The sequence below is a fragment of the Butyricimonas muris genome, assembly GCF_046365375.1.
GTDB lineage: Bacteria > Bacteroidota > Bacteroidia > Bacteroidales > Marinifilaceae > Butyricimonas > Butyricimonas muris.
Genome location: NZ_JBKEIT010000010.1, coordinates 81085 through 93854, shown reverse-complemented (window position 1 = coordinate 93854; position 12770 = coordinate 81085). Strand labels below are relative to the sequence as shown.

Here is a 12770-nt window from a genome sequence, read left to right as displayed (position 1 = left end):
TTTCAGTTTAGAAACTAACATTCAAACCCACTGAATAAGTTTTTTGAATCGGGTAATTGAACCCATTTTTCCCCAACTCCACGTCCCAGATTTTAAAATCCGTGATGCAGAACGGGTTGTTCGTGCTAATCGCCAATTTCACGTTCTGGAGTTTCAACTTGTCCAACCATCTCCTGGGTAAACTGTAAGCTAACGTGATCGCCGTGCAACGCAAGAATGAACATTCCCGCATGAAATAGGTACTCTTTCGAACCTCCACGTCACTGTCATTCCATCTTTCCTGGGGGTTATGCGCACTTATCGCTTGATTGGAAAGACGCGGCCAGAAAGGCTTCTTCGCCATATTATCGTCCGACCAGTGGTCGTCGGCAATCTCTTTGAGCATGGCGTGATTATTCACGAACGGGCTGAGAGCCATCGGGTCCATGAAGAACGTGCGCTTGCCCGATCCCTGGAACGAGAACGAGAACTCGATATTCTTGTAAGTCAAGTATCCGCTAAAACCGTAAATCAAACGAGGTTCTTCCGGGTAGCCGATAAACGTGACATCATTTATATCAATCTTGTTATCCCCGTTCAAATCCCGGTAACGGATATCACCCGGTTTCACGTCACCTTCCTGGCTGGGAGAATTATCAATTTCTGCCTGATCGCGGAAAAGCCCCTCGGCAATATACCCTATAGCCTGACTGATCTCGCGCCCCTTTTTACGTTGCCACGGCTGTGTACCGATAGCTTCTTCTATATCTCTATAAATAACTTTATTATACGTCAGGGTTCCGTTCAGGATAAACCCGAAATCCTTGTCGAACATATACTGGAGTTTCCCTGAAAAATCGACTCCACGGGAGCGGGTTGATCCGATATTATCCAGTTGCGGCACTTCAATACCCATGGATGCCGGAACGATCACACGCTGCGAAATGATATTATGGCGTATTTCCTGGTAGATATCCGCTTGAATTTCAATTAAATCCCGGAAGAATTTAGTTTCGATACCGAAGTTCATCGATTCTGCCACCTCCCATTGAATGTTATCATTGGCATACGTAACCACGGCTTTGCGTGAAAATCTTTGTGACGAATAGGGAGGCAAATCTATACGTTCCTGATTCATCGCTACCGCTGACATCCCTTTTGACTGGATCGTTCCCAGTTTCGGGATATACACGTAACGAGGCTCGTCGATAACCCCGTCATTCCCCACTTTACCGTAAGAGAAACGGAATTTCAAATAAGAAAGCACCTTCGCGACAGGTTCCATCCATTTTTCACTGGAAGCTACCCAGGCTCCGCCGACAGCGGGGAAGAACCCCATACGGTTCCCTTTGGCAAAACGTTCCGACCCGTTGTAAGCGCCACTGGCTTCAATAAAATATCGATTCTTGTATCCGTAGGAAGCACGAGCCGAATAATTCAAATTACGTTGCGGCATCCCGTTCAGCACTTCAGTAATCGGGTTGAACGTGCGCTCGTACAGCTGGCATACTCCCGTCAACGAGGTTTGGTGGTCACCCCACGCGGCAGTATGGTAAAGACGTCCCTCGAACGTCAACCTCGTATCGGTAGAAGAACCCGACGACCCGACACTCAACGTTCTCGAGGAACCCGCATTACGACCATCTGCTACCAGCGTATGTTCCCCCGTCTCGAAGTCATAATTTCCCTCGGGCAAAGAATAGTAATAAGGTGCTGTTGTATACCCCTGGTCGTACAAACCGCTTTGTACCAAAGAAGCACTTAAACGCAACTCCAAGCCTTTCACCAGCACAGACAGATTCTGTATATACTCGGCTTTGTTAATTGTCGAATACCGGATACGCTTTTTATACCCTTGTTGCAAAAGAGCGTACGGGTTTACATCTACCGTCGGACCGGCAGAGGTCGTACCGAAACGAAGATGCGGCCACCCGTATTTCATGTCTCCCGGGTAAGTCGGGGCAAAATCTACCGGCGAAGCGTTGAACGCCAAAGAATACGCGGATTGGGTATCGATCAACGGACCATTATACCTATCCAAGGTGGCTGAAGAATTGATCACGAGTTTGATTCCTGCATGAAGATCAATATTCAAATTGGTTCGAAAAGCAATCTGGTGATTCCGGATATTACAGTTGAACTGGTTCAACCGGTCGGTCTTCAACATACCCTGATCGTAATTGTAAGCAAGAGAAGAGTAATACTGCACCACCCGGGAGCCACCGCGGATAGTCGCCCCGGCATAGTGGTTCACGCTGAAATCTTTAAACAGGATATCATACCAATCGTTGGCAGGATAAACCCAAGAAGGATATTTGCCGGAAGCGGTACGATTAATCCGCTCCACGCTATATTTCGGGGTAGCCGAATTGGAACGACCGATCAATGCCTGGTTGTAATACCGCATATATTCTATCGGGTCTGCCACCTCTATTTCTTTCGTGGGTTGGGTCACTACCATCTCGTAACGAGCGGTAGTGTACACGCTGCCTTCCGCACCTTTCTTGGTGGTAACCAAAATGACACCGTTCGCCCCGCGGGCTCCGTACATCGCCGTGGCAGAAGCATCCTTCATCACGCTGAAACTTTCCATATCTTCCGGTGCGATACGGGACAAATCCAACATGGAACATTCCACCCCGTCCAACAAAATCAACGGGCTGGAATTAGCCCCTCTCTGGAAAGACGTGATCCCGCGAATGACAATCTTGTTATTTAGTTCCTCTTCCGTCAAAGCTACCGGTAAACCGCTTTGTTTATAACCGATCAGTCCTGAAACCCTCCCGACAAGCCCGGCGGTGAAGTCACTGCTGGAAGTCTTCAGATCCATCGGTCGCACGGTGGTGATCGACCCCACGACACTCTCCTTCTTCTGTTCCCCGAAAGCCACGACGGTTACCTCTTCCAGGTTTTCCTCCGTGGGATTCATCGTGATATTCGCCCTCGATCTTCCTTTAACGGGAAACACCTCATCCTCGTAACCGATAAAAGTAATTTTCAACACGTCATCCGGCTTCACGTTCAAGGTAAACCGCCCGTTTTCATCCGAAGCGGTACCCCGCGTGGTACCAAGAATAAGAACCGTCGCCCCGGCTATAGGATTTCCTTTCTCGTCAACGACCGCACCTTTTATACTGATCGTGCTTTGCTGATCGCTCTCGGTTTGTGATTTCTTGATCCCGATCAAGATTAATTCTCCCTCGATCTGGTAAGAATACTTTGATCCATTCAACAACACGGTCAACGCGGAATCCACGCTCACGTTTTTCACCTGGATCGAGAAATGTTCGTTTGAAATCGCATTCCGGTCATCCCGGAAGCCATAGGCAAATCCCGTTTGTCTTTTAATTTCCGACAGGATACTTACTAACGTCTTATCCTTCACGTTCAGAGTAACTTTCTTATCATTTTGCTGTTGCACCTCCGGAAAACCGGAAGCAAAGAGTTGTTTCGGGCAATATAGAATCGGCATAATCAACAAAAATATGCCTATAGCAATTTTATTCACCCCTGTTTTAATCGTTTCTACTTTCTTTTTCATAAATTTGTAAGAAATTATAGATATAACGTTCTACTTACGTTTTCTGTAATGACACCACCAAAGGTTTCAGACCTTCGAAATCGAACCTTGTGGTTATTTTTTCAAGGGAATCTTCTCTAAGAAGATTCTCTTTTTTGGTAAATACAATCTACTTTATATAATAGACACCTCCTTCTTTTTTTACCGGTTTGTTAATAATCAGTCCTAAAGCACGCACCACCCAGTCTATCGTCGACGATTTGTCAAACTCCAGGCTGAAAGTTTCTTTTTCCAATCCCGGGGCAAGGCGAATCTCCACCCCGTACCATTGGGATATATCAAATATTATTTTATCCAATCTCGCCCGGTTGTATTTAAAACTATTCCCCAACCACGCGGTATAATCTGCCGGATCTACTTTTTCCACCCGCACGGCACTATCTATCATCGAGTAACATACCCGCTGGTTGGGTAAAATCATGGTTTCCTTGCCTCCCGCCGTCATACCTATACTCCCTTTCACGAGTACCGCCTCGGCAAGAGCGAGTTTTTCACTGCTGAACAAGTTAAACTCCGTACCATACACCTTCACTTGTGTTTCTCCGGCTTTCACGACAAAAGGAATATCGGATTTCTCCACGCTAAAATAGCCTTCCCCCTTTAGTTCCACCCGCCGGACTGAATCACAGAACTCCTCCGGGAATCTTAATTCACTGCCGGCATTCAACATAACAGTGGAACCGTCTGCTAGTTGCACACTGTAGGTATATCCGGCAGGAATTACAACCCGAACGATTCGGACATTTTTTTTAACAGGGGTGAGATTCTTCTCAGATAATTCTTCTTGTTTCTTTTTCCCCACGACATAGACATTCCCTTTTTCTTTTACTTCCAGCGTATCTAATGAAAGGATCACATCGTTTTTCTCGGTAGTGATTAAGGTCGGCACTTTTATCTCGGCCATTTTTATCACGGGAGTTCTTTCTATCACTTGTTCCCTTTCAGGCAACATCGTTGTTACCATGAAAAACAACACGATCGCTGCCGCCACGGAACTCCCCGCATACAACCAATGACGGGATGCTCTTTTCTTCCGCTCCAGTCCCCGCAATCTTGCCTGCAATTTTTCCCCCATCTTCTCCTTGTCCATCCGTGCTATCTGATGTATCTCCTCTACCATCCGTTCCACGACATCCGTCCCCGTTTGCCTCCCTTCCTCTTCTTCGGTAAACTCCATCTCACGCAAGAGAATCTCCTTTTTCATCGACTCCGCCCGCTCGATCGCCTTCCCGGCAATTTCCAAATCTTTTCTCTCTTTATTATCCAATTTCTTCATATATTTTTGCCATGCTTTTATTATAAAACAGTTTTCTCCGCTCATTTTTACCTGAGGTGAGTTGTATTTAATATAGTTTAACATCTTGTGTAAAAAAGGTATGTTTGTTAAACGAAGGAATTCTCGCAAATTGCTCATAAGTTGAGCAAAATTCATCTAAAATTGCTCATTTATTGAGCAATTTTTCACAAAAAAACGATATAGAATTTGCATCCGGCAATATCATACCGCTCTGGCATTTCAGGTTCAATTATTAGACTTGCCTCCGATTTGAAACAAAAATAAGGATGACTTGCCTCCGATTTGAAACATTTTCGTATATTTGCAACTGATAATCAACACCAAAGCAATTATCACTTTAAAATAACAACCTCATTAATTTACCTCGTGGGACAATTACCAAATATCATTGAAAAAGAATCTCTTTCACAAAAATAAAACACCATGAAAAACACCATCATATTCAACGCCCGCATCCTCACCATGAACGAGAACATGGAGGTAATTAAAAACGGCTCTATTCTGATAGAAAAAAATTGTATCAAAGAAATTCGTGACGGTAAAATCGAGATGCCCGATGCCGAATATTTCGACGCGGAAGGCATGATCGTAATGCCCGGATTCGTGAACACGCACACGCACGTGCCGATGACCATGTTACGCGGGTACGCCGACGACCTTCCCCTTCACACGTGGCTAAACGACCATATCTTCCCGGCAGAGGCCCGTATGGTGACACCGGAGAATGTTGCCGTGGCTACCCGGCTGGCCTTTATTGAAATGATCAAATCGGGTACGACCTGTTTCAACGACATGTACTTCTTCGAGGATATTATCGCCGCAGAAGCCAAGAAAGCCGGAATCCGTGCCGTTATCGGCGAATCGCTCATAGACTTCCCGACTCCCAGTTTTCACACGCTCGACGAGGGTATTGCCCGCTGTGAATCCCTCGTGCAGCAATGGTACGGGAACGACCTGATCCACCCGACGGTTTGCGCCCACTCGCCATATACCTGTTCAAAACAAACCCTGAGAAAAGCAAAAGATATAACGGAAAAATACAATATTCCCCTTCACATTCACGTGGCCGAAACCCGCAAAGAAGTAGAGGACGTCACGGCACAAACAGGAGCCTCCCCTGCCGAGTATCTCTACTCGATCGGCTTACTTGACCGAAACGTAATTGCTGCCCATTCCGTTTGGCTCAACCCGAAAGAAATCGAATTATATGCCCGGACACACACCTCCGTGGCGCATTGCCCGAAAAGCAATCTAAAACTCGCCAGCGGAATCGCCGACACGGACGCCTACCTGAAAGCGGGGGTAAACGTGAGCATCGGGACCGACGGCACGGCAAGCAACAACACGCTGGACATGGTCGAAGAAACACGCTTCGCCGCCCTTCTCCCCAAGGGAACACGTTACAACCCGGAAGCTGTCAGCGCCCGCACCGCCCTTCGCATGGCAACCATCAACGGGGCTAGAGCCTTGGGATTAGGTCATTTGACCGGAAGCCTCGAAACAGGTAAACGGGCAGACCTCATCGTGATTCACGCCGACGCCAGCAACATGATTCCCGTGTACGACGAGTACTCTGCTATCGTGTACGCGGCGAACAGCAAGAACATCCGTTCCTCCATGGTCAACGGCAAATGGATCATGCGAAACCGGGAAGTTCTGAACATCGACAAGGCGGCAACACTGGATACCATGAAACATCTTGTGAATGAGGCTGAAAAACGCAACAAATAATTTTCAACTTTCAATTTTCAATTTTCAATTAAATACGTTAGTTTTGCAGACCTTTTTATAAAGAAAGGAGTTTATAAACACTATAAACCCAAATAGATATGGAGAATAAAAATTATGGAGGACTCGACAGCGAGTTTACGGCATACGAAACAGCCGAGATTGTAGTATTACCAGTACCTTACGACGGGACAAGCACGTGGTTGAAGGGAGCGGACAAAGGTCCCGACGCGATTCTTGAAGCATCGGCAAACATGGAACTCTACGATATCGAAACGGATTCCGAAGTTTACACCCGCGGCATCGCGACATTAGACCCGGTAACGGAAGCCTCTTCTCCCGAAGCCATGTCTCAAGAAGTGGAAAAACAAGTTGATAAAATTCTGACAGATAAAAAATTCCCCGTGATACTGGGAGGGGAGCACTCCGTGAGTATCGGGGCATTCCGGGCTTTTGCCAAACACTATGACAAATTTTCCGTCCTGCAATTGGATGCACACTCCGATATGCGCAGCGAATACGAGGGTTCCACCCACAACCACGCCTGCGTGATGGCCCGTGCCAAAGAAGTGGCTACCGTTGCACAAGTAGGCATCAGAAGTTCCGCTATCGAGGAAAAGGAAAACATCATGCCCGACCGTATTTTTTACGCTCACGACCTGCATGATGCCAAAGAGGGCAACAACTGGATGTACATGGTATCCCAGAAATTGCATGACAACGTTTATATCACGATCGACTTGGACGTTTTCGATCCCGCTATTCTTCCGGCCACGGGAACCCCGGAACCGGACGGATTGTATTACCGGGAAGTATTGAATTTCCTGAAACTGATCAACGAGCGCCACAACATCATCGGTTTGGACGTGGTAGAACTTTGCCCCAACGAAATCAATAAATCATCCGATTTCCTTGCAAGCAAACTGATCTACCAGATATTGAGCATGAGGTTTCAAAACCAATGAAACAATTTACGATTTATGATTTACGATTTATGATTCAAAAAAGCGTAAGCCTTGCGCGGTTGGAATCCAAAATCTAAAATCATAAATCACAAATAAAGAAATTGAGTCAATAAGGTCCTCATAATTGTACCTTATATTTTTAAATAAATAAAATGGAAAAGAAAGATTTATTAAAAGACACTATCAAACACATCGACATCAAATCGTATGACTCAACCCAATTGATCGACGCGATGCGCGATATGTCCTTCACCTCTCGCGATACTGCCAGAGCAACTGATATCCTGATGATGATGGTTGGAGAGAAAGAGTGTACTAATATTCTTACCATTGCCGGAAGTACAAGTGCTGCCGGATGTATGCAGGTATATGTGGATATGGTTCGCAACAAAATGGTTGACGTGGTAGTTTCTACCGGGGCATCTATCATCGACATGGACTTGTTCGAGGCTCTGGGTTTCAAACACTACAAGGGACACCAGGACGTGCCTGACATGCAATTGAGAGAACTTTACATTGACCGTATTTACGATACGTTCATCGACGAGGAGGAATTACAAGCTTGCGACCACACGACTTACGAGATCGCCAACAACTTGGAACCCCGTCCTTATTCATCACGTGAATTTATCTGGGAAATCGGGAAATGGTTACACGAGGGACACGCCGTGAAAAAAGACAGCTTGATCCAAACTTGCTATGAATGTGGTGTACCCATCTTCTGCCCGGCATTCTCAGACTGTAGCGCGGGATTCGGTATCGGTAAACACCAATGGGAACACCCCGACAAACACCTGTCGATTGACTCGGTAAAGGACTTCGTTGAACTGACCCAAATCAAGATCAAGGCTGGTACTACCGGACTGTTCATGGTCGGTGGCGGAACCCCGAAGAACTTCGCACAAGACACCGTAGTCTGTGCTGAAATCTTAGGTTTCGACGTGCCTATGCACAAATACGCCATCCAAATCACCGTGGCTGACGTTCGCGACGGAGCATGCTCTTCTTCAACCTTGAAAGAAGCCTGCTCTTGGGGTAAAGTCGACGTTACCTACGAGCAAATGGTTTACGCCGAAGGTACAACCGTTATCCCCGCTATCGCAAGTTACGTTTATCACAACGGACCTTGGAAAGAAAGAGAATATAAAAATTGGAATAAATTATTCCTGAAATAATGAAGAAAGAAAAGGCTGTCTATTTACTTTTTAGACAGCCTCTTCATTTATAACGCATTTTTGCGGAAAATCTCTACACCGTCAAGGGGTAAAATTCCCCACCCATTCTTCCGGGTATATTCTTTCAACTATCCAAGAAATTGCCTATATTTACTTTTCGAAAACGGGAGATGGAAAACAAGAAAATCATTCATATTGATATGGACGCGTTCTATGCTTCCATAGAGCAACGGGATCACCCGGAATACCGGGGAAAGCCTCTTGCCGTGGGAAGAGCGGAGAAAAGGGGAGTCGTGGCAGCTGCCAGTTATGAGGCTCGACGTTATGGCGTACGCTCTGCCATGTCGTCCATGAAAGCCAAACAACTTTGCCCGGATTTGATCTTTGTCTCTTCCGGCATGGAACATTATAAATCCGTTTCCCACCAAATACATGAAATATTCCGGGAATATACCGATATCATCGAACCGCTGGCGCTTGACGAGGCATTTCTCGATGTCACGGAGAACAAAAAAGGCATCACCCTTGCCGTGGATGTCGCCCGGGAAATAAAGCGGGAAATAAAAGAAAAGCTCGGTTTGATAGCCTCCGCGGGAGTATCCTACAATAAATTCCTTGCCAAGATCGCCTCCGATTACCGTAAGCCAGACGGGTTATACACGATACATCCCGAACGGGCTGCCGATTTTATAGCGAAATTACCCATAGAAGCTTTTTGGGGTATCGGGAAAGTTACCGCCCGAAAAATGCATTCGCTAGGAATACACACGGGGGCAGACCTTCGCAAATGTTCTGCGGCTTTTCTCGCTCGCAATTTCGGGAAAAACGGGGCTCTATACCACGATTTCGCGCATGGAATAGACCCTCGAATTGTTTCCCCCGAACGTATCCGCAAATCAGTGGGTTGCGAAAGTACCTTCGACAACGACTTGACAAACTATATCGCCGTTATCATCGAGTTGTACCACGTGGCAGTTGAACTTATACACAGGCTAGAAACATCCGGTTTCAAGGGACATACCCTCACGCTAAAAATAAAATTCCACGACTTTTCTCAAAAAACACGTAGTGCCAGCGTGGCATATGAACTGAAAACTTTAAAAGAAATTCTCCCTCTGGCAAAAAAATTACTCCGGGAATTAGAACTTACTCAATTTAGGATTAGACTCATAGGACTCTCTGTATCAAATCCTTTCGAGGCGACATCTATTGAAGGACCATTACAATTAAGGTTTGATTTTGATTAATTATGAAACCTTTACGTTTAATTGACGTATATAGGCATACAATTTGAATAAATTATCATGTAACCGAAACTTAACGGAAACGTCACTCGGTTACGATGAAAACCTGATACCTTTGTATCAGTATTCAAAGAGAGACTTCGATTTTTTTTCATAAATTTGTTATTGGTATTTTGGGTCCCCGCTGAGACAGCGCGGACCATTTTTATTTTACCCTGTACACATCCAAAGTACACGGGAGCGTTTTTTTTCCTAGGCAAACCGGGACTGTATTAACACCTAATTCCAACCGTATTCAAACTCTATTAATAAGGTAATAATTCACCTTTTCCAGAGCCCGCCCAGAACTCAAACAGACCAACCATACTCCGGGATAGCTGTGCCACGGCGAAGCAACAGTTCGGCTACGGCAGAATAGCAGGTTCTTCCCGAGAATACAATTGATTTTTTTAAGGGATTATTTCAGTACATAGTGAAACCTTTCGTCGAGAAATACGTTTACTACTATAGATTTCAATGATTAATCTATATAATGGAAATTTAACTATAAGAATTTTCATATATAAAGAAAAGCCGATACCTTTGTATCGGATTTCAAAAGAGACTTCGATTTTTTTTCATAAATTTGTTATTGGTTGCCTCCTGCTGTGACAGCACGAGGCTTTTTTTCTTTCACCGTTGCTAAACTATAAAATCTTTTTTTACCTACAAACGTTTGCACCACTTTTAATAGTGTTAAATATCAGAATAACCACAACACTCTAGTTATCAATAGTGTTGTTTTTCGCTTTAACACTTCCAGAATTGCGTTTTCACAAAAAAAAGATCGTGTCAACATCTACAATGAGATAACTAACACGACCTTCTATATTTCGAAAATTATATTCTGCTTATTCCAAATAGGTATACCCGTACAATCCGGAACGGTAATTTGACAAGAACTCACGTCCTTCTTCTGCCGAGATAATTCCTTTCTTCACGGAACTCGTTACCCATACCTCGACGGTTCTAGCCATTTTCTTCGGCATAAACTGCACGTATTCCAATACATCTGCGACGGTTTCCCCTTCGATTACCTTATCAATCACGTACTCATCACCTTTCACCTTAATATGAACGGCATTCGTGTCCCCGAACAAGTTGTGCAAATCTCCCAGAATCTCCTGGTAAGCCCCAACGAGGAATACCCCGAAATAATAAGGTTCCTTCCCGTTCAAGTCATGTACCGGAAGGTGGTACGAGAAATTACGCGTAGAGATAAAATTATCTATCTTCCCATCGGAGTCGCAAGTGATATCCTGTAAAGTTGCCGATTTCGTCGGCTGTTCATTTAAACGGGAAATCGGTATGATCGGGAAAATCTGGTCTATCGCCCATGAATCAGGCAACGACTGGAACAACGAGAAATTACAAAAATATTTATCCGGCAATAACTTGGAGATTTTCTTTAATTCGTCCGGTGAATGTTTCGTGTTCACCGCCATATCATATACATCACGGGCTACCGACCAGAACAAACGTTCGATCTGGGCACGGGTATGCAAATCAATCAACCCGAGATTGAACAATCCCAAGCCATCCTCACGAATCTGCATGGCATCATGCCACGTTTCGATTAAGCGGGGCTGGTTCAAGTTCTCCCAAAGGTCATACAATTCTTTCACCAGTTCATGGGCATCCTCGGCAATCTCCTCGTTCTCGTCAAAAGCCGGCAGGCTCGTGCTTGCCAATGCCTCGAAAATCAACACGGAGTGATGCGCCGTCAAGGAGCGTCCCGACTCGGTAATGATATTCGGCTGTTCCAATTCATTCTTCTCGCAAGCATCCACCAGAGCGGAAACGGCATCGTTCACGTACTCTTGAATCGAGTAGTTCATGCTATTGCCACTTGTAGCGGAACGAGTCCCGTCATAATCAACACCCAGTCCGCCCCCGATGTCCACGAAATGTATATTGTATCCCATGTTTTTTAATTGCACGTAGAATTGGGATGCCTCTTTCAATGCCGTTTTGATACGGCGAATGTTCGTTACCTGACTTCCGATATGGAAATGAATCAGTTTCAGGCAATCGGTCATCTTGTTCTTTTGCAGGACGTCGAGCGCTTCCAACAATTCACTGGAGTTCAAGCCGAATTTGCTGACGTCACCCCCGGACTCTTCCCACTTTCCGCTACCGGAACTTGCCAATTTAATCCGGATGCCGATATTCGGACGAATTTTCAGGCGCTTGGATATCGCGGCTATATTCCTCAACTCGTTCAACTTCTCGACCACGAGGTAAATATTCCGCCCCATCTTCTGTGCCAACAAGGCCAGCTCGATGTAGTTCTCGTCCTTGTACCCGTTACAGATAATCATGGCATCATCGTCAATATCGATGGATAGCACGGCATGCAGTTCCGGTTTGGAACCAGCCTCAAGACCGATATTATATTTCGTCCCATGACTTACAATCTCCTCCACGACCGGACGCATCTGGTTTACCTTGATCGGGTAAATTATAAAATTTTTCCCCGTGTAACCATATTCCGTGGCAGCCGCCTGGAAACAACTTGAGATTTTTTCGATCCGGTTATCCAGAATATCCGGGAACCGTAATAACACGGGAGCGGACACATCTCTCACCTGAAGTTCCTCCATCAATTCTTTGATGTCAATCCTTGGTCCTCCTACTTTCGGTGTTACCGTCACGTGTCCTTTCTCGTTAATCGAAAAATAGTTCAGCCCCCAACCGTTGATATTGTACAGTTCTGCTGAATCGTCAATGCTCCATTTTCTCATTTCTATTCTAAAGATCTTT

The 12770-nt window shown here is 45.4% G+C and carries 7 protein-coding genes; 4 read left to right on the top strand and 3 right to left on the bottom strand.

Features of this window, described 5'->3' with window-relative positions:
* Positions 1-7: 7 nt before the first annotated feature.
* A complete protein-coding gene (locus ACK8P8_RS16170; protein ID WP_099291248.1) occupies positions 8-3520 on the bottom strand; it encodes a TonB-dependent receptor in 3513 nt (1170 codons plus the stop codon).
* 148 nt (positions 3521-3668) lie between these two features.
* The gene (locus tag ACK8P8_RS16165) at positions 3669-4835 is read right to left on the bottom strand and encodes a FecR family protein (protein WP_176554980.1); all 1167 of its coding nucleotides are present in this window, start codon (positions 4833-4835) and stop codon (positions 3669-3671) included.
* 444 nt (positions 4836-5279) lie between these two features.
* Here ACK8P8_RS16165 and ACK8P8_RS16160 point away from each other — a divergent pair, with 444 nt between their 5' ends.
* The 4 genes from ACK8P8_RS16160 (at position 5280) to dinB (ending at position 9971) form a co-directional block, all read left to right on the top strand.
* Positions 5280-6587 (top strand): amidohydrolase family protein, encoded by a 1308-nt coding sequence (locus ACK8P8_RS16160; protein ID WP_369859569.1) that lies wholly within the window; start codon positions 5280-5282, stop codon positions 6585-6587.
* A 98-nt stretch (positions 6588-6685) separates the two neighbouring features.
* Positions 6686-7549 carry an agmatinase gene (speB, locus tag ACK8P8_RS16155; protein ID WP_369859568.1) on the top strand — a complete coding sequence of 288 codons (864 nt, stop codon included), beginning with the start codon at positions 6686-6688 and terminating at the stop codon, positions 7547-7549.
* 152 nt (positions 7550-7701) lie between these two features.
* A complete protein-coding gene (locus ACK8P8_RS16150) occupies positions 7702-8724 on the top strand; it encodes a 1,9-bis(guanidino)-5-aza-nonane synthase (RefSeq protein ID WP_099291251.1) in 1023 nt (340 codons plus the stop codon).
* A 170-nt stretch (positions 8725-8894) separates the two neighbouring features.
* Positions 8895-9971, top strand: coding sequence for a DNA polymerase IV (gene dinB / locus ACK8P8_RS16145; RefSeq protein ID WP_099291252.1), 1077 nt, complete (start codon positions 8895-8897; stop codon positions 9969-9971).
* An 887-nt stretch (positions 9972-10858) separates the two neighbouring features.
* Here the strand turns inward: dinB and speA are convergent.
* On the bottom strand, positions 10859-12751 hold the full coding sequence (gene speA / locus ACK8P8_RS16140) for a biosynthetic arginine decarboxylase (RefSeq protein ID WP_186974822.1): 1893 nt from the start codon (positions 12749-12751) through the stop codon (positions 10859-10861).
* Between the last annotated feature and the right edge of the window lie 19 nt (positions 12752-12770).

What these genes read in the sequence shown, in the direction of transcription:
- ACK8P8_RS16170 (WP_099291248.1), bottom strand. Translation starts at nt 3,520, where the DNA reads ATGAAAAAGAAAGTAGAAACGATTAAAACAGGGGTGAATAAAATTGCT.
- speB (WP_369859568.1), top strand. Translation starts at nt 6,686, where the DNA reads ATGGAGAATAAAAATTATGGAGGACTCGACAGCGAGTTTACGGCATAC.
- dinB (WP_099291252.1), top strand. Translation starts at nt 8,895, where the DNA reads ATGGAAAACAAGAAAATCATTCATATTGATATGGACGCGTTCTATGCT.
- ACK8P8_RS16150 (WP_099291251.1), top strand. Translation starts at nt 7,702, where the DNA reads ATGGAAAAGAAAGATTTATTAAAAGACACTATCAAACACATCGACATC.
- ACK8P8_RS16165 (WP_176554980.1), bottom strand. Translation starts at nt 4,835, where the DNA reads ATGAAGAAATTGGATAATAAAGAGAGAAAAGATTTGGAAATTGCCGGG.
- speA (WP_186974822.1), bottom strand. Translation starts at nt 12,751, where the DNA reads ATGAGAAAATGGAGCATTGACGATTCAGCAGAACTGTACAATATCAAC.
- ACK8P8_RS16160 (WP_369859569.1), top strand. Translation starts at nt 5,280, where the DNA reads ATGAAAAACACCATCATATTCAACGCCCGCATCCTCACCATGAACGAG.